Raw genomic sequence first — 26,062 nt, forward strand, 5'->3', positions numbered from 1 at the left:
TTTTCAGGACGTTATCGCAATCGCAGGCAGAGATTTGGTTTGCGCTTAAACCTAATTGCTGGCTTGCTGAACTACGAACTGGCACATGCCTCCTGATTCATGCAGGAGGTCTATTCTGCAACTGATACCTCAGATGGAAGGTAGGCAGAAATAGCGCCAGTAGGATTTGAGGGGGATATTGAATGGGATGCAGACATTATTGAAGATTGGAAAAACGAATGGATTGCTTGGGCTTGAGTTGAAGGCGCAGACATGGCTAACCCTAGTTCGGTTCGCTTCCAGCTAGCACCTAGCAATTATTGATACTTGTCCAGTACCTCGAAAGTCAAGGCGCGATCGCTCTTTTAGCGCTTGAACCACCACGATTGGCAGTTAATCCCCCTGCGTCATCGTTTGTTGAGAGGAATATGCCATGACTCTGAAAATAAAAGTTTTCTCCGACTACGTTTGTCCATACTGTTTTCTAGCCGAATTCCCCCTAGAAGCAGCCATTCAGGGAAAGGACGTTGAAGTTGAGTGGCTACCCTTTGAGCTTCGACCATCACCACAGGCGACGCTGAAACCGGAAGACGATTATCTTCAAACGGTGTGGAAGCAGTCAGTCTATCCGCTAGCAAGAAAAATGGGTGTTGAGATCAAGCTACCAACTATCTCGCCACAACCACATACACATCTAGCGTTCGAGGGTTATCAGTACGCTAGAGAACATGGTAAAGCTAACGAATACAATGACCGTCTTCTCCGAGCGTTTTTTCAAGAAGATCGGGATATTGGCAATATCGAGATTTTGACGCAGTTAGCGGGAGAAATTGGGCTGGATGAAAAAGAGTTTAGAGAATCCTTGGAAACTCGAAAGTATAAAACAGCTCATCAGCAGGCATTAGAACAGACTCGCAAAGAAGTCGGTATTACCTCAGTCCCGACGTTTATTATTGGCGATCGCATTTTGCCGGGTTTGTTAAGTCAAGAAAGCTTGGAACGATCTATTAATCAGGCATTGGAGGGCAATCTTAGTCAAAAATAGCGATCGCCTAAACTGCCCATTTTTCTAACCATTGGCGTGAATTCCCTAACCGACAAATTCATCCCCATCGGGATGGGTAAAGTACGACTCTAATCATTACAGGACATAAAATATGGCAATCCTTTCAGGACGAGCTTGGATTACTGGTGCTAGTAGCGGCATCGGCGCAGCGACCGCCAAAATATTGGCTCAGAACGGAGCGAAAGTCGTTTTGTCGGCACGTCGCACCGAGCAACTCGAACAGCTTTCCCAGGAAATTGAACGTGCAGGCGGTCAGGCGATGATCAAACCGTTGGACGTAACGAATCGGGAAGCTGTGGCACAGCTTGGGGAGGAACTGGAAACAATGGGTGGCGTGGACATCCTGATCAATAACGCTGGTTTAATGCCTCTGGCACCGATGCTGGAAGGGCGTGTGGATGAGTGGGAGCGGATGATTGATGTGAACTTGAAGGGACTCCTCTACACCATTCATGCTGTCCTTCCCGGCATGGCTAAGCGCAAGCACGGTCATATTGTGAATCTTGGATCGGTGGCTGGACGCTTTGCCTTTAAAGGGGCGGCTGTCTATTGCGGAACCAAATTTGCGGTGCGCGCCATCTCTGATAGTTTGCGCCAAGAGGCAATTGAATATGGCGTGCGGGTGACAGACATTGAACCAGGAGCAGTAGCGACTGAACTTGCCGATTCAATTAAGCATGAGGCAACGAAAGAAGCTGTGACCGGGCAAGGCGGTTTTTATGCTCCGGGTGCGGATATTCTACAAGCGGAAGATATTGCCAACGCGATTCTTTACGTGGTAAGCCAACCTGAACACGTCAATATCGGTGAGTTGTTGATTCGTCCGCGTATTCAGGAACTCTAACGAATTTAACCAGTAGGATAATCCCAAAGCATAAACTGTCTTGGGGCTAATTAGCCTCGTTCCCCAGCTGAACCGGGGAACGAGAAACAGATATCGCTTTTATTGCGCGGCAAAGTCAGGACGGCGATCGCTCCAAAGTTTTGCAGCTTCTAGTTGTGCGGCGAGGGCAATCAACGTGGTTTCGTCAGCGGGGCGTCCCACCAACTGCACGCCGATTGGCAACCCGTTGGCGTCAAAACCAGTCGGAAGTGCGATTGCAGGCTGTCCGGTGGCATTGAATGGGGGACACGGAGCGATCCACTGAATGATTTTCTGCAATCTTTCCTCCGGATTCAGGTGCGCCCACTCCCCAACCCGAATTGGCTGATGCATATAAATGGGCACTACCAAAACGTCATAGTTGTCAAAAAAGGCAACAATGCGCCGCGCCATAATTTGCATCTGAGCAACCGCTTGCAGATATTCACCCGCAGAACCGGATTTCTCTAGCATCCAGCGATTCATCGGTTCCAAGTAGTCGCCGGGAATCCCCGTCGCCGCCACACCAGCTTGCCAAACTTTGGAAAAAGGTTTGATCAAATCGGTAAAGTCTGGACAACCGGGTTCAACGGTATGACCCATTTCTTCTAGCAATTGCACAGTTTTTTGGACGGCTTGCCCAGATGCCGAATCGGCTTCGCCTATCGGGGGAATTGTTGTAGAAAAAGCAATCCGCAAAGACCCCAATTTTTGGGCAGTTGCGGCAAGAAAAGTCGTTCCTGGGTCGGGCAACCAGTAGGGATCGCCCGCGACATAACCAGACATGACATCCAGAAGGGCGGCAGCATCGGCAACGTTACGCGCCAAGCAGCCATTGGTTGCAATGCCATTTAGATGATCGCCCACGGGTGCATAAGACACCCGACCCCTGGAGGGTTTAATGCCGACTAAACCACAACAAGCAGCGGGACCGCGCACCGAACCGCCCCCATCAGAACCTTGAGCGATCGCACACAACCCCGCCGCCGTAGCCGCCGCTGCGCCCCCACTCGATCCCCCTGGTGTATAGTCGAGATTCCAGGGATTCCGGGCGGGTGGAAACGCCGGAGGTTCTGTATAAGGGAAAGAACCCAGTTCAGAAGTCGCTGTCTTACCGAGAATCGTAAACCCCGCCAGCTTAATCCGCGTCACCACCGCATCATCATAAGCGGCAATTTTGTCCATCAGCGCGGCTGTTCCGTAGGTACAGCGAACACCAGCAACGGGGTTGAGGTCTTTAATTGAAATGGGTACTCCAAAAAAGGGCGGAAATTCTTCTGTGTTGCCTGCCAATGCTTCCGTCTTCGCCTGGGCATCGGCAAGCGCCATATCTGCCATGACGGTAAAATAACTCCCCAGTTGGGAATCCAGTCTCTGAATGCGTTCCAGGTAAACTTCTACCAACTCTGACGGTGATACTTGTTTGCTGCGGATGAGCCGCGCCTGTTCTATCGCTGGAGTAAAAGCTAAATCAGTTTGATTCATGGGGACTTTGGGCGATCGCTACTTAATCTTGAACGCCTGAGCGCGTCTAGGCAATAAAATCCTAGCTTGCCAATAAACATTGTTTCACGCGATCGCTTTTTCGCTTAAGTATCGGGTTCGATACCAAGCGATCGCAGTTGTTCTGCTAGTCGTTCTGCTGCCTCTTCTGGGGTAAGAACTAGAGAACCTTCTGGGATAAAGTAGCGCAATTTTCCGGCTTCTATACCCAAATACAAATCTAGAACCTCACTCCACAGCCAGCCTTGAGGGTTGGGCACGATCGCTTGATATTGTTCTCCTACCAGCCGGAATCCTGCTAACTCTAAACTTTCGGGATCGAACCAAAAGTATTCTGGCGTGCGAAAGCGGTTTTGATACAACTCTTTTTTGAGATTTCGGTCAATGCTAGCAGTCGTATTTGACAGTAATTCGATAATTAAATCGGGATATTTGCCTTCTTCTTCCCACACTACCCAAGAGAGACGCTCTTTTTTTTCCGTGTTTTTCACTAGGAAAAAATCTGGTCCTCTAAAGTCTCGATTTCGCAGTTGTTGCCGACTAAAATAAACTGTCAGATTAGCGCCAATAAAAAAATCATTCCGCTTGCGCCAAAACCATTCTAAGCAACTCACCAATAAAGCTAGTTGCTTGTAGTGCAAAGAACTTTCCATTTCTGGTTCATCGCTCAAAAGTTTTGTAGCATCTGGCATTTGTGCTTCTAATTCTTGCGCTGTTTGGTACATATTGCCACCTGCTCATAGCTATTTTAAATTTCAAATTTTAGAGATGAGAATAGAATTTGTATCAAGATGCGATCGCTTTATCAACTTATTCTATAAAAATAAACAAAGCCCGCATAGGCGAGCTTTGTTTGTATACTCCCAGCATTTTATGCTGCGGGTCAATCAATGTAACGATGCGTTAAACTTTCGAGCGGTCGGTCAAAATCTCATATCCATCTTCCGTCACCAGTACGGTATGCTCAAACTGAGCTGACAGGGCATTATCCACCGTCACTGCCGTCCACTTGTCGGATAAGATGCGGGTAAACTTTGAACCAGCATTTAAAATTGGCTCAATTGCCAAAGTCATTCCAGCCCGAAGCTTGACATTTGGCATCTCGCGGGTGCGGAAATTAAAAACTGACGGTTCTTCGTGCAAATTCCGCCCAACACCGTGTCCGGTGAAGTCTTCCACAATACTAAAACCATTGCTTAGCACATGGTCTTGAATGGCACCAGCAAGGTCGAGCAGGTAGGCTCCAGCTTTAACTTGTTCAATTCCTTTAAAGAGTGCTTCTTCTGCCACGCGGATTAACTTAGCCGCTTCTGGTGTCACTTCACCAACGGCGATAGTGATGCAGGAATCACCGTGATAGCCCTGGAAATAAGCACCTGTATCAACTTTCAACACATCGCCAGTCCGAATGACTTTTTTGGCGTTGGGAATGCCATGTACGACTTCGTTGTTGATGCTGGAGCAAATGGAAGCGGGAAAGCCGTGATATCCCTTAAAACTGGGTGTTGCCCCCATTTCGCGGATGCGCTTTTCGGCATAAGCGTCTAAATCCGCCGTTGTCATACCGGGCTGCACCATCTCTTGAATTTCTTTCAGCACGGTTGCCACAATCTTCGCCGCCTGTCGCATGATTTCAATTTCACGCTGTGACTTAATTTCAACGCCACGACGTTGTTTTTTCTCGCGGGGAGGTTGAGGGGGTTGGAAAAGCAGATTGTTCAGGATGTTCATTTGACAGATGGCGAGTGGTGGGATGTCAACAGGGTAAAGCGATCGCTCCTCCCGCCTGCTTCTGGGGTGATTGACGACTGAGGAAGCACTCTCCCTGTTAATTTGTCAGGTATTTATTATCTTAAGTTAACTTTGTTGAAACCATTCCTAGGGCGGGAGGCTCCACGGTTGTTCTCGCATCTGAATCAGTTCGCGATTACACCTACTAACTGGTATTAAGACTGGTTCTGCCGTGCTGCCATCAACTCTTTGAATCGAGGCTTAAAGGCTTCAATTGCCTCCTGAGTGGGCTGGGTTTTTTGCCATGCAGGACGTTGCACCAAGTTCTCACACCAGGCACTCAGTTTGGGATGGTTATCCAGCGATACGCCTAGCATAGGCAACAACGGCACCATCGTTCCGGCGACAATCTCAGCGAGGGTGAGACTAGAGCTACCTGCAAAGTATCGATCGTCGCCCAGTAGACTCTCAAAAAAGTTCAGCACTGTCAGAATTTTCTGCTTTGACTGCTCCAACTGCTGTGCGTCTGCATCCAAGCCCATCATTTGATTGGCGAATGGGTTTATGGCAGGCAACAGTTCGTTGACAGTCACCATTTCCACCATCCGCACGGTTGCTAGCGCCTTGGCATCCGTAGGTAGTAAGGCAGGCGTGGGATATTTTGCCTCTAGATAGTCAAGGATGGCTAAGGATTCTATAACGTTAAAGCCATCATCCACTAAAACTGGAATGTGGTGGAAGGGATTCATCGCTAGAAATTCTGGGTGAAATTGATCGCCATCCATATTCAGCGATACCAGCTCAAAGGGAATTTCTTTCTCCAGTAGCGCCACCCATACGCGCCTTGAGTTAGCGGAAAGGGGAGTGTGATAAAGCTTCAGCATGAGGATACCTCTCCAGAACTTATTTCCCAGGATACTCCGCTCCCTGGTCTGGCAACGAGCGCGATCGCGTCCTATGCAACTTTTTCCAAACTTCCCTCTCCCTATTCCATCTTTCTGCTAAGAAACCCTAGCGAACCGTCTTTAAGCCTTCAACTTTATCCATAAATAAATCAGTGAAAATGCTCATGATTGTGCGTTTACGTACCTTCAGGTTGACACTTACCGACATCCCTGATTGCAGCGGGACTTCTCGACCTTTAATTAAAAGAGACTGATTATCTAAGCTAACTTTGGCAGGAAACGTATAATACGGGCGAATTTGTTCGGGTGGTAGAGCATCCGATCCAATCCAGGTTAAACGACCTTTCGTATCGCCAAATTCCCGAAATGGAAAAGAGTCAATTCTGATATCTGCTTCCATCCCTTCTTTCACAAAGCCAATATCTTTATTGGTGATAAAAACTTTAGCAACTAGGCTGTCACTTGGAACAATTTTTAAAACGGGTTCGGTAGAATTGGTAACAAAACCTGGTCCATGAGGTTTTAGCTCAAAGATAGTTCCATCTACCGGAGCTTTGATTTCTTGGTATTTTAAATTTTGTTCTGCTTGGCTCATTTGGCTGTCGATTTCTGCAAGGCGCTTGTTGTTTTCTACAATTGCCTTGTTTAGCTGATCGTCAATTTCTGCCAAACGTTTTTCATTCTCAGCAATTTTGGTTTGCAAATCTTGTTTAGTCAAAGCGATGGTATTTTGCAGCTTTTCATTCGCTTGCGCGATCGCTAGCTGTAACCGCTTCTGTTCCTGAGTCAGTTGATCCACCTCCGCTTGGCGAGTACGTACATCCTGCTTCTGCTTCAGGTATTGCACGCGGGAAACTGCTCCTTGCTTCATGATCGGTTCTATATCGTCGAGAATTCCCTGATTCACCTCTAATAAGTCTTTGGAACTCGCTATCTCTACCTGAGTTTGACTTAGCTGTTTTTCCAATTGCTCAGCTTCCAACCTAGCAGTCGCAACGCGAGAATTTAGTTCTGCTATACTCGATTGAAAACGTTGCTGTTGATCTAAGCTAAGACTTGTTCCTTTGGCAGAACCTCTTAGTTGAGCGCGATACAGTTGATTTTCTGAGGCTAAAGAGGAGCGCACTTTAGTCAGAGAGACTAACTCTAATGGTAGTTTTAGTTGAGCAGTCTCTCCATCTATTGCAGCGGGGAAACCTGCGCCTTTTATTTGCGATCGATAAAACTGATTTTCTTGCTTTAATGCCGTCTGAATTTTATTCAGAGAAGTTAACTGAGCCTGAGCTGTTTCTGAGTCTAAACTCAGCAGTTTATCTCCTTTTTTTACTCGTTGTCCATCCTTGACATAAATTTCTTTCACTACCCCTGCTATTGGAGCTTGAACTTCCTTAACAGCACCTTGAGGTTCCAGTTTGCCAGTCGCAGGGATGGCTTCTTCAATTTGGAATACAGAAGCCCAAACTATCACAAAAGTTGTCATTCCCATGATTCCCCAAACGATCGCGCGAGACCAAGTCGGGGATTGTTGCAGAATAACAGCTTGATCGAAGTTGTTTGAGGTAGAGGCGGGTGGCGTTACTTCCTGATTAGGATTAGGACTTGGAACTGTTTTAGGTACTAAAGATAGATGCTGGTTAGATTGTTTTCCATTTTGTTGAAGCATAGCTGACAATAGTTTTTAGGACTGAGGGCTGAGGACTGAGGACTGAGAGTTGAGGACTGAAGAGTGTTAGCGAAGCGGTGCTGTGTTTGCGTACTAAATAATAGAGGGTGAGAGAGGGAGAGGGGAGTTATTAGCTACCCATTAGCAATTAGCCATTAGCAATTCCCATTCGGATTTCTATAGTTGCGCTTCTTGTTGTTGATACAGACAGTAGTAGCGACCTCTGAGAGCCATTAATTCATCATGAGTTCCCTGTTCAACGACTGCACCTTGATCCATCATCAAAATCAGACTGGCATTTCTAATTGTAGTTAAACGATGGGTAATAAAAAATACAGTGCGATCGCGGAACGTCGAGGCGAGATTTAAACACACTTGTCGCTCTGCGTTGTAGTCTAAAGCGCTGGTGGCTTCGTCTAAAATCAGTAACTGAGGATTTTGTAAAACGGTACGCGCGATCGCAATTCGCTGTCTTTGTCCCCCGGATAAGGCAGAACCTCGTTCTCCAACGCGAGTGTTGTAACCGTTCGGCAAAGCCATGATAAAGTCATGGGCAAATGCTACCTTGGCGGCTTCAATGATTTCCTCATCGCTAGCATCTGGATTGGTTAGCGCGATATTTTCCTGCACCGTCCCATCAAACAAGAGAGTATCTTGAAGCACCATTCCAATCTGACGCCGCAGGGAATAAAGTTCTACTTTACTAATATCGTAGTCATCAATGATAATCCGGCCCGATCTTGGCTCATAGAGTCTGGGTAAAAGTTTTGTCAACGTACTTTTACCCGATCCGCTTTGTCCTACGATGCCGATAAATAGCCCTGCTGGAAAGTCCAGATTAATATTACTTAGCTGAAGAGCGCCGCTAGGATTGAAGCTGAAAGAAACATTTTCAAACTTCACGCTTCCTTGAATGGCTGGCATGAGAATGTTGTGGCGATCGGTTTCATCTGCTTCGAGATTGGCGTCGAGAACATCGCCCAATCGCTCAAGAGATAAAGCGGTTTCTTGAAAGTTTTGCCACAATTGTACTAATCGCAATAACGGACTTGTTACATAACCGGAAAGGATGCGGAAAGCGATTAATTGTCCTAATGTTAATTCTCCTTTTAGGACTAAATAAGCTCCAGCCCATAACACTAACAAACTGGAGAGTTTATTTAGGAAACTGCTAATTGAACTGGCAGTCGTAGAGGTTGAAACTGTTTTAAATCCAGCACTGATATAACGACCATAACGCTCTTGCCATTGCCAGCGCGATCGCAGTTCCAAATTTTGCGCTTTAACTGTTTGGATTCCTGACAGAACTTCCACTAAATAAGAGTGAGTTTCGGCGTTGCGCTCTGCTTTCACCCGCGACTGCTGCCGGATAATCGGTGACACTCCAAGTGTTAGCAAAGCAAACAGTGGTACTGTCGCTAATGCGACTAGCGTTAGCACTCCGCTGTAAATCAACATCACCGCAATGTAGATGACTGAAAAAATGGCATCTAACACTACTGTTAAGGCGGTTCCAGTCAGGAAGGAGCGAATATTTTCTAGCTCATTAACGCGAGTAGCGAGTTCCCCAACAGGTCGCCGTTCAAAATAGGACAAGGGCAGGCGTAAAAGGTGACTGATGACCTCTGAGCCTAAAGCCAAGTCCATCCGGTTGGTGGTATCAACAAATAAATGCGTGCGTAAACTGGTCAGAACTGCTTCGACAGCAGCGACGACTACTAAGAAAATGCCTAAAACAGATAAAGTATCGATACTATTTTGTACAAGAACTTTGTCAATAATCACCTGAGTCATCAGAGGATTTACTAAACCAAAGATTTGTACAAAAATGGAAGCAATTAAAACTTCTATTAAAACCTTGCGGTAGCGATAGATAGAAGGTAAAAACCAACGCAGGCTAAACCGCTCTTTAGAAGCTTCTTTTGTGGGTCGGAGCAGCAGAACTTCCCCTTCTGGCCCCCACGCTTCCATAAATTGGGCGGGTTTTTTGCGTAAGATGCCAACTTCTGGCACCGCCAGCACTAACTCGCGATCGCTAATTTTGTAAAGAATCGCAAAACTATCTTGCCAGCTAATCATGGCGGGAGCTTGCAAGCGACACACCGCAGCCGCAGGCACTTTAATTAATTGCGTATTTAACCCCGTTAACTCAGCCACCGCACCGCAAAATTGCAGAGATAAGTTCTCGGTGTGCTTGAGGTGATTGACTAAGACTCTCTTGATGACATCCCGTCGGAAAGGTATCCCTAAGTACTGAGACAGCATTTGGAAGCAAGCTAATGTTGCATCCAAACGACCTCTCCCGTAAATGTAGGGGTGTTTCTCCTGCTTAAAGGGCGTCGCCGTTTCACGGGCGGGAGGCTGTTCCGGCGCGTAGGGAATCGCTTCCCAGTCGGTTGTAGGGGCAAGGGAAGCTGATGCCAATGCGATCGCGCCTTTCGATTCCGAGGGAAACAGGATGGACTTCTGCAAGCCTAATAAACGAACCCCTCTCCCGCCTTCTACGTGTAAATTTCCGGGTGTACTCGGTATCAAGCGGCTTCCGACAGAGAAATCAGCGACAGTTCCGCCACTCACCAGCCATACCCAGTCGGGATCTATCTTGCTCAGGGGAGTTTTTCCGGGCGGTAAGTTGAGGATCGTTGCGTCTGAAACCGCTTTTAAAGCCAGTTCCTTGAGATTGGTTGTCCCGTCAGCTTGACGCGCCAATTCTTCCCCAATCAGATCGAAGACTTCAATCAAAGAACAACGGTTTTCAAAAGCAGCCGCAAATGAGCGTTCCTGGTTTAATAAAGCTAAAAAATCGGCGTCTGGGAGGATTAAACAAATGGTTTCTGTCGAAGCGATCGCTGTCTCGCAAGCCGTTCCCCGAATTAAGCTAACCCATCCGAGAATTTCGCCGGGTTCTAATAATTTCAGGGTGACAGGTGCTTGGCTCCGGGGGTCATAACCTAAAAGGCGGGCTTGCCCTTGATAGATAATGGCAATTTGCGCTGGCATTGTTTCCCGCACAAACATTGCTTGTCCCATGCGGTAGCGTAAAAATTGAAATTTTGCTGCCACTTTTTCTAAGACGACGGATGGCAGTTGATTAAACGGAGATATACCAGCGAGAATTTCTTTGATACTAATTGTCGTGTGGGTCATCCCGTCTTACGGCTGCACCCTCCATCCAAGCTGTAACTTGATGGGAAAGAACGCCGTCCTCCTTATTCAAATATTTACAATCTATTACAGTTAAAACCGATGCTTTTGCTGAAAAAAACAGAATATTTTAATAAGTGATGCCTCAGATCCGTTTGAATCATTTTGACAGGTTTAGCACCACTCTTCTGTAGTTTATCAGAATAGTTCAATGCAAGAAAAATGCGTATTCTTGAAGTTGTTTTTAACACCTAAATAGAGCGATGCTCTACTTAGCGATCGCTCGTTTACGCTGCTGCCAGTTGACCGCTTGGTTCAACTTTACGATTTGTTGCAGCTCCCAGCCAAATTTTGTCTGCTTCGGGTAGGTTCCCGATTTGCTCTTGCACCCACGATTCAAAAAGTTCTCGCAGCAATCGTTGACGCATGAATTCATTTAATTGGGCGGGAACTAACTTTTCTAGGCGCACAATGACCATCCATTCACCTAAAGGTCTGGGCGACCAAAGTTGATTCTTTTGACTAACCGATAGCAGTCTCGCCAGATGCGGGTGGAGAGTTCCGATCTCTACCGGGCCGATGGTTCCACCCGTTTGTGCTTCAGGCCCTTGGGAATACTCAGCTGCCAGTTCGCTAAAAGACTGCTCTTGTTCGGAAAGGCGGAAATAAAGTTCTTGGGCAATGCCTGGATCTTTCGTCCGAATCAACGAATAAATGGCTTGATCCAATTGACCTTTGCGCTTGAGAAAATAAGATTCTAGTTTGTTCCCCCAAGTCGCTTGTTTAAATTTTTCAATTCTTAACTTCCGGGTTGTCAAGGCTTCTAAATGCTCTTGGCTCATCCCGTAGCGCTCTAGCCAAGCTTGCTGTTCGGCTTCAGAAGTCAGTTGATTTTGCTGGTAGAAATTCCCGCAGGCATGAGCAATTTCTTCAGGCGTACAGTTAAAAGGAGCGATCGCGCTATCAATAATGCTCTCACGCAGCAATTGAGGAAACATTTGGTAGCTAGCCAGTAGGGGAATGATTTCCTCAGCTGTGAGGGTGCGATTACCGATTTGTAAAGCTGTAGTCATACCTGAGTCCCTTTGAATTTCTGGTTTGCGACTGATATTTTGAGCGCGATTGCTCTGACAAAATCTGCAAATCTCTAAGGATGTATCAGCCGAAAAATCAGGAATTATGCAATACGTTACAAAACTTTACTTGTACCCCTTTCTAGGAGCCAGCGCAGGAAGTGGCGTGAGGCATCCCTGTGGGCGATCGCGCGGTGAGAACAACCTCGCCAAAGGTATTCTTCACCCATCCTTGCGCTTCTATCAACTGCTCGGTAGTCTGCCCGGTAGCCGGATGGCTGGGAACAACCGCAGGATTCGGAAGATTCCCGGCTTGCTGAGCTATCAGGCGCAAATCGCTCCAAACGAGGTTGCTGCTGAGGGTTTCGCCGGGATTGGGTGGAATTCCACCGCGTCCGGTAACGACCAATTCGCTTTTTTGTTGCCCGACCGTGGTTCCACAACTTGATGCAATCAGTCCAGAGGCATCCACCAAGTCCGTCGGTAAAGCGACTACACCGCGACTGGGGTCAACATCCGGCGTATTGATTTCCACCACACCGTTCACCCCAAACTCAGAACTGGCGGTGATGTCACTTAGGAGAGTTTCGTCTTCCCGAAACTGAATTCCAAAGATGCCTTGAGTCGTAATTTGAATATTCCCCCCATTGCCAGTAAAAGCATTGGCAGTAATGTCGCTATTTTCCCCAGGGACGGCGACGATGAATGAGCTGTTAATCGTGATGTTGCCACCATTGCCACCCGCACCTGCAATGCCAGCGGTACTTGAGATTCTACTGTTGTGGCGCAGCAGTAACAAATCCTGCACTAGCACCATATTTCCCCCATTACCGGATGCAGTTGCTGCTGTAATCGTTGCCTGGTTATCTAAACTCAGGCTTTGAGCAGTCAGCTCAAGATTGCCAGCACCTTTGGCATCGTTCGCTGGATTAAAACTGCTTGCGGCTACAGCTGCCCCATCCCGGATCGTCAACTTGCCAGTATTAACTCTCAGACTTCCCCCGCGACCTGTGGCGTCAAAAACACCTGGAAAGCCGGGAATTCCTCCAGAAACAGCAAGCAAGCTACTGGGAAACTGACTGCCTTTAGCAGTACCCGCTAATTCCACAAACTCGGAAGCTTGAACGGTTAAATTTCCCGCATCCCCTGCACCTAAAGTAGAAGTCTGGATGACGGCTCCATCGCGGACGCGCAATCGTTCAGTCTCAACGCTTAAGGCTCCTCCATCTGCCTGGGAACCGATACCACTGCCGGAAAATAAGCCGCTCGGAAAAGGCAAACCGAGGTGATTTGTCAGCAATTGACCGTCTTCGGAAATAGCAACCCCTCCCAGTTCCACGTCTGAAGCTCGAACGGTCAAAGTGCCAGCCTTGGCTTGGCTAAACTTGCTAAGCGTCGTCACTGCAACTTGTGCCCCATTTTGAACGCTCAAGCGATCGCTCTCTATGGTTAAATTTCCTCCAGTTCCGGTGGCGTTTTGTTCTACTTGGGCACGCAAACTGCTTTGCCTGAGCGTATTGTTTTCGTCGAAACCATAACCCATCGCTTGAACTTGGGTCGCTTTTACGGTCAAATCTCCGGCTTTCCCTTGCCCAAAAGTAGAAGTTGTTACTTCGGCTCCATCTCGGACAATCAATTGTCCAGTTTCAACGGTTAAATTTCCCCCAGATCCGGTAGCTCCCCCTTGGACTGTAGCCCGCAATCCACTTCCAATTTCGCGATCGCTCGATCTGCCACTGACTTCTACCGAATCGGTCGCCCGCACCGTTAAATTCCCGCCCTGCCCTTGACCGAAAGTAGAAGTGGAGACTTGCGCCCCATCCCGGACAATGAATTTTCCGGTTTCAACGGTCAGATTTCCCCCAGATCCGGTGGCTGTTTTTGAATTAACCCTGGCAAATAAACCACTGCGATCGCCACTAGGCGAACTGCCACTAATGTCCACCCACTCCGAGCCAGTGACCGCTAAAGTCCCTCCAGGTGCTGAACCCAAGGTATTCGCCAGCATCTGAGAACCCTCTGTAAGCGCGATCCGCCTACCTTGGACGCGAATATCGCCTCCCCCATTCCCGCTGGTCGTTACCGTCGTTTGCTGGGACTGGATGTCTTGGAAGTTCTGGATATTCGGATACCCCAGAGCATAGCCTTGGGCAGTTGGGGTGAGGTTAACTTGTACGGGGGAAGCGGGTGTGATTGCTCCAGCGACGCTGCCTAATTCAATCCGTCCCCCCGCCGCCTGTAATCTTCCTCCCACGAGCGTCAAGTTACCACCCACTAGCCCCAAGGTTTTCCCAGACGGCACTTGCAGCTTAGCCCCCTGCACTTGAATGCTGGCTGCCGGTTTTCCAAATTGCAAACCAATCGGTACGCTGAGAGTCAGCAGCGGTGTCGTTTGGGGATTCGTGGCGCTGAACGAAGTTCCATCAGCCAAGCTGAGGCTAGTCGCCGTACTCGCCAAAAAAGATCCGCCAATCTTCAGCGCCGCATTTGAGCCGAAAGTAATCCCATTGGGGTTAATTAGAAATAGGTTGGCTGTCCCGTTGGCTCGAATCAAGCCGTCAATCTTAGACTCCGAGAAACCCGTGACGCGGCTGATAATGTTTTGAATATTGGCAGCATTGTTAAAGTAAGCACTGCCGTTAGTAGGAATCGAAAATTCCTCAAAGCTGTGGAACAAGTTGGAGTTAGCTTGCGTACCTCCGGTAATTATTCTGCTGTTGCCACTTTGAGTAACGATGGAGGGTTGGGGTAGGGTTGAATCCTCGACAATTTGCGCCTGCATGGGGCTGGTTGTCACCAGACAGAACCCGGAAAGACTGCCAAAAAGCCAATATGACAGAGAACGCAGTTTCATACACAAACCCGTAACTGGGTCGGATTCAACCATTTACCTGAGTAAAAACGTATCCAGACGTCTGTCAGGATGAAAAAGGCGATCGCTTCCCAGAATAGCGTGCCATTTTGCACGCACGATATTTAAACAATAATCATGTCTGAGGCAAGGACAAAACCCGAATCGATTTGCACAGACGCCAACTGTGTCTGCTCAAAGAACAAAGCACCTGTGCTGCTGTCGTAGCTGAACTTATCGGATTGACCTTTCCCAATGCCGAAACCACTAGCAGAAATCTGAATCTTATCCCCCTCTAGGGAATTGAAGTCCAGGATGTTATCAATTCCCTCCCCCGGAGAATTAAAGACAAATTTATCCGCCCCCTCACCACCCGTCAGCCGGTCATTGCCAAAACCGCCGCCGAGAGTGTCCTTGCCAACCTGACCCTTGAGGACATCATTCCCGTCGCCGCCAGATAGCCAATCGTTACCAGACCAGCCCATCAGAAGGTCATCGCCAGCATCCCCATAAAGGCTGTCATTCCCATTTAAACCATCTAAAATATCATTTCCCGCTTCGCCGTACAGCTTGTCTTTACCGTAGCCCCCATTCAGATAGTCGTTGCCAAAACCACCCAGTAGCGTGTCCTTCCCGGCTTCACCGTAAAGGCTATCGTTGCCGTTCCAGCCATTGACGTAGTCTTTCCCGGCTTTCGCATAAACAACGTCATCCCCCTGATCGCCATATAGAGAGTTGTTGGCGGCATTACCGAAGATGGGAGTAACAATACTGTTAGCATCTTCGATGGTAATCACGGCAGTTTTAATATTCGAGTTGAGGCTTAACTGAATTGGAACAACGCCGTTGTTCGGATTGTTGGCATCGTTTTCCTTGAATGTATAGGTCTCCTGCGTAAACCCAAAAGGAGCTGAGTCCTTAATGGTCCATACTAGAGTGTCATTTCCATCAACGACATTATCGTTAAAAATTTGCAGGGGAATAGACGCTTGCCCGTCCACAAACTTGACATCAGCCTTAGCAAACCAGGGTTCGTCAAAGTTCTGTTCCCACTCGTTGAAGTTACCTTGTCCTCCTGGAAGATCGTAGTCACCGCTGCCTTCGGTAGCTAGAAATATAGGAATCCCTGTACCTTCTTGTTCGTCAACGATCGCATCTTCAAATTCCATAACTTCATCCCTCCAGAACAGGTAGATATGAAAGTAAGTTTTGATTCAGAGCAGCTGTTTGCCGAGAGCAAAAAATTTTGAAGATTGCTGTAAAGACAAGAAACGCGATCGCATCAAAAACTCAGTGAACTGATTTTTATCGCAGCAGCTTGAGGAAACCTCAATAAAACGGGTTTATTCGTACCATCATTTCAGCCTTCCCTTAACATGGATAAATTAGAGGGACAGCTACTCTCTCGTAAAACTAAAATTTAGGCATCAAGCCAAAGCTACCCTGTCTCCAAAAAAACCAAACATTGAGCAAAGTGCAATCAATCACGGGAAATCACCGATTCCTTTCTATAGCAACCCGATTTGATTGGTCAGATATTTTTTAACGAACCGTCAAGGACGCGCCAGTCATTAGGCGATGCAAAGCATTAGAAATCGAAAGCATAACAGCTCAAAATCCTTTAAAATTACTCTACCCTAATTACTAACAATATAAAGCATTTATTTTAGCTATTGATACCTTCTTAGCTTATTTTTACAACTGAATTTTGCCTGCAATTGACCAACCGCTCTACCTTTAGATTGGTAGTATAATTTCTATAAATCAATGGCACTCGTTAACCCAAAATTTACTCTCAAAATGTAGAATTGCCTAATATTCTTAACTTCTATTGTCTTTAGGTTCCTTAGAATTTAGGTGCTAAGCCCAGTGGCATCTGGAACGCAGAGTCACAATCAAGCCAATAGAGGCAAAGTTTATTAGTGAGAGTTGGCGCAAATAAATGGTTCATTGCCATTATTTTCTTTTGCTCAAGAATAAATTCGTTGTAATCAGCTAGGTTATCGAGTCCCAAGAGGTTCAGGATGATCTCAGTAACTAGCCAAACTGTTGTTTTAACGAATACTCTTTTCCACTGCGCCTTCATTGGTTTATACCTTCCGGGAAGATCGAGGTTTGTACCCTGGTTGCGGTCTCAATAAGATTGGGTTCTAGATGAACCGCTATAGACTTGTCAGATACAGGTGCAGTAGTTTTGCAAAGCTTTACAAACGTTTACAATGATTCTGCTAATCGGCAGGTACAGCAATATATTTGGGCACTTTACCTGTGCAATCCCGCCCTCTTTAGGGTCATTTGATGTCCCTTTCATATTGTTCAGCTAGGGGTAGTCATTGCCTCAGCAGAAAAAAAAGCCCCTCAGAGACATGAATCTCTGGGGGAGCTGAAGTTATCGAGTCAAGTTATCCCGATGTGTCAACCTAAACGCTGACAAAGTCAGCAGAAGCGTAAACATTGGTCGTATCCTGAACCACCGCAATCAAGTCATTGCCCTTATAGATTGCCGTATCCAGCGCCGTGGTGCCTCCGAAGTCATAGCTCTTACTCAGGGTGTAGTCAGTGTAGCTGCCCTTGACCTGAATCTTGTCGCCCTCATTCCACTTGAAGTCAGTGATGGTTGCGTAGCCACCACCCAGGTAGGAGACGCCACCGTAAGCGGTACCTAGCACGAAGGTGTCACCCTCGCTGCCACCACTCAAGGTATCGTATTCACCAACCGTGCCGCCATAACCATTCAGGTAGTCCTTACCGGCTTCGCCATAGAGTTTGTCACTGCCAGTGCCGCCATACAGGCTGTCGTTGCCATAGTAGCCCAGCATCGTGTCGTTGCCTGCACCACCGGATAGGTAGTCATCCCCATACCAGCCATCCATGTGGTCGTTGCCTACTTCGCCATAGAGGCTGTCGTTGCCGTAGCCGCCATTGATGTAGTCATCGCCGTCATAGCCGAGGATAGTGTCATTACCATCTTCACCATAGAGGCTGTCGTTGCCAGTCCAACCATCTACGTAGTCATTGCCTGCGCCAGCTTTCACAATATCGTCACCGGCTCCAGCATAGATAGAATCGTCGTAGGCAGTGCCGATGATCTGACTGTGGTAGTTGAAAGGATAGCCGGGGCCGTTGTAGGTGTTGTTGTCGTTGTAAGCGGTGCCGTTAATAATCGCCATAATCTTTGCTCTTTAGGATTGCTTAGGATTGGTGTTGGTCGGGGTGTTGGAATCAATCGCTTGAATCGGTTGATTGGTGGTCAGTGATGTCCAAAAGGTTTGTATTCTCAGGAAATGTTATTGTTCGCCGTTGCACTTCTAGAGAGCTTTTGGAGCTCGCTGGTTGCTCTATCGACTGGAGGCGGTTGATGCTGTTAGGAAAACCAGAATTTACTTTGTTTTTTCCCTAGTGCATTTTGTTTACCTCTATGCACTTGTCAGCCTGAGTAATGCTAGTTATGCAAGTTGTTACAAACGTTTACATGAAATTGTGCAACCATACAGTTTAAGTAAGGGTAGCGATCGCGTAAACAGAAAAGAAAAAAGCCCCCCAGAGATTCATGTCTCTGAGGGGAGCTGAAGTTATCGAGTCAAGTTATCCCGATGTGTCAACCTAAACGCTGACAAAGTCAGCAGAAGCGTAAACATTGGTCGTATCCTGAACCACCGCAATTAAGTCATTGCCCTTATAGATTGCTGTATCCAGCGCCGTGGTGCCTCCGAAGTCATAGCTCTTACTCAGGGTGTAGTCAGTGTAGCTGCCCTTGACCTGAATCTTGTCGCCCTCATTCCACTTGAAGTCAGTGATGGTTGCGTAGCCACCACCCAGGTAGGAGACACTACTAGCGGTACCCAGAACGAAGGTGTCACCTTCGCTGCCACCACTCAAGGTATCGTATTCACCAACCGTGCCGCCATAACCATTCAGGTAGTCCTTACCGGCTTCGCCATAGAGTTTGTCACTGCCAGTGCCGCCATACAGGCTGTCGTTGCCATAGTAGCCCAGCATCGTGTCGTTGCCTGCACCACCGGATAGGTAGTCATCCCCATACCAGCCATCCATGTGGTCGTTGCCTACTTCGCCATAGAGACTGTCGTTGCCGTAGCCGCCATTGATGTAGTCATCGCCGTAGTAGCCGAGGATGGTGTCATTGCCATCTTGACCATAGAGGTTGTCGTTGCCATACCAGCCATCAATGTAGTCATTGCCACTTCCGCCATAAACTGTATCGTTCCCGTCTTTGGCGTAAATGGAATCATTGTAAGCGGTGCCGTTGAGTGTGTCGTTGTAAATGGTGCCGTTGATAATCGCCATAATCTTTGCTCTTTAGTAAGGATGAGAATTGGTGTTGTTTGGTGTGTTGGAATCAATCAATCGCTTGAATCGGTTGATTGGTGGTGGCGGATGTCCGAAAGGTTTGTATGTTCAAGAAGTGTTATTGTTCGCCGTTGCACTTCTAGAGAGCTTTCGGACATCGCTCGTTGCTCTGTTGACTGGAGGCTGGTGATGATGCGTGGGAAACCAGAAGTTGGGTTAGTTAATCTCCCCGTTGCATTTCGTTGACCTCTATGCACTTGTCAGCCTGAGTAGAGCCAATTATGCAGGTCGTTACAAACGTTTACATAAAATTGGCAAATATGGGTGGTTGTGCCTCAGCTCAGTGGGGAGAGAGGAAATGAAAACCCTTCCTACATAGGCTTTTCAGCTTTGGCACTGTAGATAAATGTTGTTCAAAGCGGTGTTAACAATTGCTTTTGACGTTGAAACATATCTTGGATCGCTCAAATGAGTGTCACTGAATCGTGCGACAGTTGGGCTATTTACTTTCAACCAGAGCGATCGCTATCCTTGAAGAACGCATAATTACGCGCCTAGTTCTTCCTTGCCACCTGCCGGAATCCTGATTCATCAGCTATCGAGAATCCGTAATCTCTAACTGTATGGAGTAGACATCAAGGGGAAAGTTATCTTAAATAGATACGCTTCCAGACAAAATTGGCGCTGTATCAACCGAAGGGGCGATCGCAAATTATGGATGGACTAGAGTCAAAGCTTCGCTATCTGGTGAAAGAAGCCTGTATGCACCCGCATGGAAGTGCCCAGCGCCAGAAAAACTTAACTAGGGTGATCCGCTTAATCGCACACAAGCTTTGGAAAGAATATACGCCTTACTATGAAGATGCACTGCAACAGACCTGGGTGTATTTCTGTCAAAACATCTGTGAAGGAAATACTGGCGAAGCTTATGACCCGAATCGCAGCAGTGTCATCACCTGGCTGAATACCTACCTGAAACGGCGGCTTCAAGATTTCTATATTGACGGTAAAAAACAAGAATCGAGAACCGTTACAGGTCAAGCCAAAAGGTCAAAGTCGGGCGATATCGGTGAAACGACTGACCCGGTGGATAGTCTGGAAGCCACTCCGGATGTTCCCCCCTTGTTGGACGACATCATAAAGTGGGTGGAAGCCGATTCTCAAGGTGAGTTGCGCCGCACGCACATTGCCGGTCGTCCCGAAGTGAATGCTCAAGCGTTAATCTTGCGACGCTTACCCCCAGAAGCTGGTTGGAAAGAGCTTTCAGCGGAATTTAACCTCCCCATTTCCACATTGAGCAGTTTTTATCAGCGCCAATGTATCCCTCGCTTGCGTAAATTTGGTGAATCGGAGGGATATCTATAAATAAAGAACGGAGCCTCCCAACAATGACTTTTAACCCCCACGAACTAGAAGATTTTGCCCTACCGTTACCGATTACCCAAGCCGCACGCACAATAGCACAGCAGTTTGCCACTCAGCAGCCGACGCCGCACAAAGCAGAGCAAGTTCTGTTGAATACCCTATCTGTCTGTGTGGTCAATGATTACTTGCAGATGATGGGGATTCCCACCAATCTTGCAGCCAGTGATAGCTGGAATCCCATCGTGCGCTTATGTTCTGATGTAGCTGACCTAGAAGTGCGGGGACTTGGTCGCTTAGAATGTCGTCCGTTGAGAAGCACCGAACAAATCTGCCACATTCCCCCCGAAGTTTGGTCAGATCGAATTGGCTATGTGATGGTTCAAATCGATGAATCGATGCGACAGGCAAGTGTGTTGGGATTTACCCCCAGCGTTACTACCTCAGAGTTGTCGATCGGTCAATTGCGATCGCCTGAAGATTTACTCGATCGCTTGCAGGAATTAATGCATCCGATTACAGCGGCTGCATCGTCTCTCGCCCCTGCCTTCCGCAGAACCCAAGCCAACTTGAGCCAGTGGTTCAACAATGTTTTTGAAGCCGGTTGGCAAACCGTTGAAACCTTGCTAACTCCGCCTGAATCAAATCTAGCTTTTAGTTTTAGAGGCGATGTACTTGCTCCCAGTTTGGAACAGCCAGAAGCTGCCGTTCGCAAAGCAAAATTGATAGACTTAGGGGTAGAGATTGCCGACCTTTCTGTCGCTTTAGTTGTTGAAATCAATCCAGAATCTGAGGAGAAAACGAATATTCTTCTTCAGGTGCATCCTAGGGGTAATCAAGCTTATCTACCCCCTTCTCTCCAATTGATTGTCCTTGATGAATCTGGCTCTAATTTTCTAGAAGCTGAGTCAAGAGATGCAGATGATTACATTCAATTAGAGTTTAGTGGCAATTCTGGAGAACAGTTTAGCGTTAGAGTCGCTTTGGGGAATGCCAGCATTCAAGAAGACTTTGTTATTTAGCGATTATTTGTAAACTTGAGACACCTCTTGTAATCCAAGAGCAATTTTTCCAGTTATCTGGAAACAACCCTTACATTTAATTGCTGAAAACTAATCGTCCTACCGTCAAAATGGTTAAATTAGTTGTTATAAAACTATGGAGTGGTTCTTTTGAAGAAGGTTTCCCAGTCTCATTACAAATTGGGAACGATGGTGAACGCCCTTCGATAGAAAGCGTTGGAATGTTACCTCCCGCTCCAGAAATTCCCCAACACTACACCATCTGGACAACCGCTTATCGTCGTTTGGGAGTGCCCTACAGACTAGAAGCAAAAATTAGTCAACCGACTAATGTTGCCAAGATTGATGACTGTAGTTTGGCAGCCAATGTATTGCGCGATCGCTTAAATGTCTGGCTGAATTCGGAGCCGTTTCGGGCAATTCGAGAAAAACTCTTAGAACAATTAGTTCCTGCCGATGAAATTCGGTTCATTATCCAAACCGAAGACGTTCAGCTACGGAAATTACCTTGGCATCTTTGGGAATTATGCGATCGCTACCCAAAAGCCGAAATTGCTTTAAGCGCTCCAGTCTACGAACGTGTAGAACAACTCTCATCGCCTATCGAAAAGGTGAGAATTTTAGCAATTTTGGGGAATAGTACGGGAATTAATACCCAAGCCGATCGGATTTTATTAGAGCAATTACCCAACGCAGAAATCAGATTTCTGGTAGAACCACAACGGGAAGAATTAACCGAACAGCTTTGGAAACAAGGCTGGGATATTTTATTTTTTGCGGGTCATAGTTCTAGCCAGAAAAATGGCGGAACAGGACAAATTTATATTAATCAAACAGAAAGCTTATCAATAGAAGAACTTAAATATGGATTAAAAAAAGCGGTTGAACGCGGGTTAAAAATCGCGATTTTTAACTCTTGCGATGGGTTAGGTTTGGCAAAAGATTTGGCTTCTTTACATATTCCGCAAATTATTGTGATGCGGGAACCCGTACCGGATAAGGTTGCACAAGAATTTTTGAAGTCTTTTCTCGAAGCCTTTGCTCGTGGTGAGTCGTTTTATTTAGCAGTACGGGAAGCACGGGAAAGATTGCAAGGACTAGAAGCTAAATTTCCTTGCGCGACTTGGTTGCCAATCGTTTGCCAAAATCCGGCTGTGTTGCCACCGACTTGGCAAGGAATTGTTGGAAAAAGGAAAGAAGAATTCCCGATTCTCGATTCCCCACTACCATCCCCCTCCCGAACCTCCCAGACTCAAGCTCAAACCTGGCGGGGACGACTGCGGGTAGCGTTGCTTGCCAGCGTAGCGATCGCATCATTGATTGCGGGGGTGCGGCATCAGGGAATGCTGCAATCAATAGAACTAAAAGCTTTTGACCAAATACTGACCAGGCGACCCGATGAAAAGCCAGATCCGCGCCTTTTGGTGATTACCATTACTGAAGCAGATGTTCAAGCTCAGAATCCAGAACAGAGGCGTGGGTCGTTGTCAGATCCGGCACTCAATCAACTGTTGCAGAAACTAGAGCAGTATAAACCGCGAGCGATTGGCTTAGATATTTATCGAGATTTTCCAGCATTACCCAGTCAGAAAGATTTAGCCAATCGGTTACGCCAAAGCGATCGCTTAATTGGTATTTGCAAAGTCAGCGATCCGCAGGCGGAGGAACCGGGGATTCCACCACCGCCAGAAATCCCAACAGAACGTTTAGGGTTTAGTGATTTCATGGTCGATTCCGATGGAGTGGTTCGTCGCCATCTGTTATCGCTGAAACCAGACCCCGCCTCTCCCTGTACGGCTTACTACGCCTTCAGCGCCCAATTAGCATTCCGTTATTTAGCGGCAGAAGGCATTGTACCGACAATTAATTCAGAGGGGTTCTTGCAACTGGGTAAGGTGGTTTTTAAGCCTTTGGAGAGTTTTACAGGTGGCTACCAAGGAACCGATGCCTGGGGTCATCAAGTGCTGCTGAATTATCGCTCCCACCGCTCCCCGGAAAATATTGCGGATCGAGTGACCCTCAGAGAAGTTCTCAACGGTCAGATCGATCCCAATTCCATCAAGGATCGGATTGTTTTGATCGGCACGAGCGCTAACAGTTTTCATGACTATTGGCTCACACCCTACAGTCAAGGTCAGTGGGCTGAAAAGCAAATGCCGGGAGTATTTGTGCAAGCGCAAATGGTGAGTCAAATGATTAGTGCAGTGAAAGATGGGCGATCGCTATTATGGGTGTGGCCTCAGTGGGGCGAAGTTTTTTGGATTTGGGGCTGGTCTTTACTGGGAGGGTTGTTCGTCTGCTATCTGAAGTCCCCGGTCCACTTAGGGATAGCGATCGCCGCCGCACAAATCTTGTTGTATGGTTTATGCTTGGCACTGTTAATCCAAAGCGGTTGTTGGGTGCCTTTGGTTCCACCAGCGCTAGCCTTGGTAGCGAGCAGCACCAGCGTAGCCGTGTATGCAACCTTTCGAGCTAGACGATAGTCACTCACCTTAAAATTCCTTCGACTAGCTATATGAAGTTCCCTTTTAAACAGATAATCCTTGCCAGAGCGATCGCCCAGCGTGCCAAACCTTATATCTTGCACCTGAAAAACTTAAGCCCCCATGAGCCTTTCCTACCAGGGAACGGGGAGCCGAACTCCCCTCGCCTTGCAGGAGAGGGGTTGGGGGAGAGGTCTCCTAATACAAGCGGTGGCAAATGGCCTGCCCTCTTCCTAGTTGCTTTTATCGGCAGTTTGACGCAAATCCCCGTAAAACCTGCTTTCGCAGAAGTCTTAACCGTACAGTCCAACGCGCCACCACCACCAGCAGACCGTAGCGCCCCCACTGGACGACGGCAAGGAGGCGCTAGCCGTAGCCCCGGCACCCTTCTGTTCAAGGCACCCCCACCGCCAGCAGACCGCAGCGCCCCTGCTGGACGACAGCGAGGAGGGGCTAGCCGTGGTACGTGTCCAGCCGCGATCGGCGAGGAGCCTCTGACTGCCTTGGTGCCTGCGACTCAGACAAGTTTGAATGAAGGACAATCTGGGAACTCACCCTTAAAAACCTTTGAGTCCGTATGGGCATTAACGGCTTCTGAGGCTCCTACCTTTTGGTATTACATTCCTTATGCGCTCACACCCGACCTGGCTGTGGAATTCATCCTACAGGATGACCAGGGTAACAATGTCTATCAAACCAAGTTCATCGCATCCCAAAAGCAGCCTGGTGTAGTCAAAGTGAGTCTTCCTGCTACAATAGCGCCGCTAAAAGTTGGCAAGATGTACCGTTGGTTTTTCATGATTGATTGCGATCCGGATGCTCCACCCTTGGTTGAAGGGTCAGTTCAACGGATTGCACCTTCTGCCACTTTGATGAGTCAGTTACAGAAAGCAACCCCACGGGAACGTGTGGTTCTTTATGCCAAACAAGGAATCTGGCATGATGCCCTCACTGCTCTTGCTGAACTCCGGAGTACGAATCCAAAAGATGCTGCCCTCACGAATGATTGGGTAAGTTTATTAAACTCTGGTGGCTTGGAAGCGATCGCTCAAGAACCTGTAATTGATTGCTGCACCGCTCAACAACAGTAAACAAACAAGTCTAATTTGGCCTCAAGGCTTTGGCAGGCGATCGCGGATTATGCGGTAATTCACCGGATTTGACATCGAAGCGATCGCACTCCTCAATGATTCGTGAAGGCGAGATACCCGACTTCAAGAGAGAAGCCGGGTATCTGAAGGGCTAGCTCACCTTAAAACAAGATTCCTATCAATCGATGCTGTCAGCTTCAGCCCTACTTACATAACTAAATTTCACTTTTGTCCCAAAAATACTAAAGAATCCGGAAGCTAAAAATTCGGTTTGTAGATAAGTGTGTTCCTAAAAAAGTAGGAAACTTCAGTGTTGTATATTTCAACACTAAAATCACAGCCAAACCACTAATTTTTTCAAGGACTAATTAATATGGCACTTATCAACGGCACTTTGGGAAACGACCCGAATTTGACGGGAGGCGCAGAAAATGACACTATCAATGGTTTTGCCGGAAACGATAACCTTTATGGCAGCAGTGGCATAGATACCCTCAACGCAGGAGAAGGCAATGATACCTTAGTTGGAGGTGCTGGCTTTGACACTCTCACGGGCGGTCCTGGCGCTGATATTTTTGTATTTAAAGGCTATGTTTCACAGGGAGTTAACCCAGGAGGTGTTTACTACGTTCAGAGTGCTGATGGTTATGACATCATTACAGACTTCAATCCAGCTCAGGATGCTATCAAAGCATTTGTTTCTGAGCCTGGTATTCCTCCCCATTTTAAACACGTTGCAGGCCCACCCATCCTGCCTCCAGGGGAGGTTCTTGGCGCTCTGAAAAATAGCGGTTTTGTCAGCACATTCCCAACACTTGACATTAGTAGTTTTTTGAGCGATCGCATAAGTTACGTAACTCAATTTGAGTCGGGATTTAACCCGATTCTCACACAATCGTTACTGTTTTAAATTCCCGAACTTTGAGCGCTAGATATGACCGAGTAAAACTGCTTCGCTGTCACTGTTCTAGCGCTCAGATAAATGTGCCAGATAAGCTTGAATTCTCTCAGTTGAGTGT

20 protein-coding genes and 1 pseudogene are annotated in these 26,062 nt (G+C 47.4%); 9 read left to right on the forward strand and 12 right to left on the reverse strand.

Features of this window, described 5'->3' with window-relative positions; genetic code table 11:
* From H6F52_RS25440 to H6F52_RS09965, 3 genes and pseudogenes are all read left to right on the forward strand, one after another.
* A pseudogene (locus H6F52_RS25440) lies at window positions 1-96 on the forward strand (IS5/IS1182 family transposase); the annotation flags it as partial.
* Between the two features lie 316 nt (window positions 97-412).
* A complete protein-coding gene (locus H6F52_RS09960) occupies window positions 413-1,024 on the forward strand; it encodes a DsbA family oxidoreductase (protein WP_190534199.1) in 612 nt (203 codons plus the stop codon).
* Window positions 1,025-1,136: 112 nt separating this feature from the next.
* A complete protein-coding gene (locus tag H6F52_RS09965; protein WP_190534200.1) occupies window positions 1,137-1,889 on the forward strand; it encodes an SDR family oxidoreductase in 753 nt (250 codons plus the stop codon).
* 99 nt (window positions 1,890-1,988) lie between these two features.
* Here the strand turns inward: H6F52_RS09965 and H6F52_RS09970 are convergent, their stop codons facing one another.
* From H6F52_RS09970 to H6F52_RS10020, 12 genes are all read right to left on the reverse strand, one after another.
* On the reverse strand, window positions 1,989-3,392 hold the full coding sequence (locus H6F52_RS09970; protein ID WP_190534202.1) for an amidase: 1,404 nt from the start codon (window positions 3,390-3,392) through the stop codon (window positions 1,989-1,991).
* A 104-nt stretch (window positions 3,393-3,496) separates the two neighbouring features.
* A complete protein-coding gene (locus H6F52_RS09975) occupies window positions 3,497-4,135 on the reverse strand; it encodes a Uma2 family endonuclease (protein ID WP_190534205.1) in 639 nt (212 codons plus the stop codon).
* Window positions 4,136-4,313: 178 nt separating this feature from the next.
* A complete protein-coding gene (map, locus tag H6F52_RS09980) occupies window positions 4,314-5,141 on the reverse strand; it encodes a type I methionyl aminopeptidase (protein WP_190534207.1) in 828 nt (275 codons plus the stop codon).
* Between the two features lie 215 nt (window positions 5,142-5,356).
* The gene (locus tag H6F52_RS09985; RefSeq protein ID WP_190534209.1) at window positions 5,357-6,025 is read right to left on the reverse strand and encodes a glutathione S-transferase family protein; all 669 of its coding nucleotides are present in this window, start codon (window positions 6,023-6,025) and stop codon (window positions 5,357-5,359) included.
* A gap of 127 nt (window positions 6,026-6,152) precedes the next feature.
* Window positions 6,153-7,709 carry an HlyD family efflux transporter periplasmic adaptor subunit gene (locus tag H6F52_RS09990; RefSeq protein WP_190534211.1) on the reverse strand — a complete coding sequence of 519 codons (1,557 nt, stop codon included), beginning with the start codon at window positions 7,707-7,709 and terminating at the stop codon, window positions 6,153-6,155.
* Window positions 7,710-7,886: 177 nt separating this feature from the next.
* Window positions 7,887-10,856 carry a peptidase domain-containing ABC transporter gene (locus H6F52_RS09995; protein ID WP_190534213.1) on the reverse strand — a complete coding sequence of 990 codons (2,970 nt, stop codon included), beginning with the start codon at window positions 10,854-10,856 and terminating at the stop codon, window positions 7,887-7,889.
* Between the two features lie 284 nt (window positions 10,857-11,140).
* Window positions 11,141-11,926, reverse strand: coding sequence for a peptidylprolyl isomerase (locus H6F52_RS10000; RefSeq protein ID WP_190410174.1), 786 nt, complete (start codon window positions 11,924-11,926; stop codon window positions 11,141-11,143).
* Between the two features lie 142 nt (window positions 11,927-12,068).
* On the reverse strand, window positions 12,069-14,780 hold the full coding sequence (locus H6F52_RS10005; protein WP_190534215.1) for an S-layer family protein: 2,712 nt from the start codon (window positions 14,778-14,780) through the stop codon (window positions 12,069-12,071).
* A 122-nt stretch (window positions 14,781-14,902) separates the two neighbouring features.
* On the reverse strand, window positions 14,903-15,946 hold the full coding sequence (locus H6F52_RS10010; protein ID WP_190534217.1) for a calcium-binding protein: 1,044 nt from the start codon (window positions 15,944-15,946) through the stop codon (window positions 14,903-14,905).
* A 677-nt stretch (window positions 15,947-16,623) separates the two neighbouring features.
* Window positions 16,624-16,863, reverse strand: coding sequence for a hypothetical protein (locus H6F52_RS25445; RefSeq protein WP_190411057.1), 240 nt, complete (start codon window positions 16,861-16,863; stop codon window positions 16,624-16,626).
* Window positions 16,864-17,197: 334 nt separating this feature from the next.
* Window positions 17,198-17,947 (reverse strand): calcium-binding protein, encoded by a 750-nt coding sequence (locus H6F52_RS10015; protein ID WP_190411049.1) that lies wholly within the window; start codon window positions 17,945-17,947, stop codon window positions 17,198-17,200.
* A 433-nt stretch (window positions 17,948-18,380) separates the two neighbouring features.
* Window positions 18,381-19,082, reverse strand: coding sequence for a calcium-binding protein (locus H6F52_RS10020; protein ID WP_190411048.1), 702 nt, complete (start codon window positions 19,080-19,082; stop codon window positions 18,381-18,383).
* A 43-nt stretch (window positions 19,083-19,125) separates the two neighbouring features.
* Between H6F52_RS10020 and H6F52_RS25450 the strand changes: the two genes are divergently transcribed.
* The 6 genes from H6F52_RS25450 (at window position 19,126) to H6F52_RS26070 (ending at window position 25,953) form a co-directional block, all read left to right on the forward strand.
* Complete coding sequence (locus tag H6F52_RS25450) at window positions 19,126-19,275, forward strand: hypothetical protein (protein ID WP_190529744.1); 150 nt, start codon at window positions 19,126-19,128, stop codon at window positions 19,273-19,275.
* 524 nt (window positions 19,276-19,799) lie between these two features.
* Window positions 19,800-20,450 (forward strand): sigma-70 family RNA polymerase sigma factor, encoded by a 651-nt coding sequence (locus tag H6F52_RS10025; protein WP_190426806.1) that lies wholly within the window; start codon window positions 19,800-19,802, stop codon window positions 20,448-20,450.
* Window positions 20,451-20,473: 23 nt separating this feature from the next.
* Window positions 20,474-21,469 (forward strand): DUF1822 family protein, encoded by a 996-nt coding sequence (locus tag H6F52_RS10030; RefSeq protein WP_190434976.1) that lies wholly within the window; start codon window positions 20,474-20,476, stop codon window positions 21,467-21,469.
* Window positions 21,470-21,690: 221 nt separating this feature from the next.
* Window positions 21,691-23,952 (forward strand): CHASE2 domain-containing protein, encoded by a 2,262-nt coding sequence (locus H6F52_RS10035; RefSeq protein WP_242033900.1) that lies wholly within the window; start codon window positions 21,691-21,693, stop codon window positions 23,950-23,952.
* A 32-nt stretch (window positions 23,953-23,984) separates the two neighbouring features.
* Entirely contained in the window at window positions 23,985-25,043 is a 1,059-nt protein-coding gene (locus H6F52_RS10040; RefSeq protein WP_190534223.1) for a DUF928 domain-containing protein, read from the forward strand.
* Window positions 25,044-25,416: 373 nt separating this feature from the next.
* Window positions 25,417-25,953 carry a calcium-binding protein gene (locus H6F52_RS26070; RefSeq protein WP_190534226.1) on the forward strand — a complete coding sequence of 179 codons (537 nt, stop codon included), beginning with the start codon at window positions 25,417-25,419 and terminating at the stop codon, window positions 25,951-25,953.
* The last annotated feature ends 109 nt before the right edge of the window (window positions 25,954-26,062 follow it).

The sequence above is a fragment of the Coleofasciculus sp. FACHB-542 genome, assembly GCF_014695825.1.
GTDB lineage: Bacteria > Cyanobacteriota > Cyanobacteriia > Cyanobacteriales > FACHB-T130 > FACHB-T130.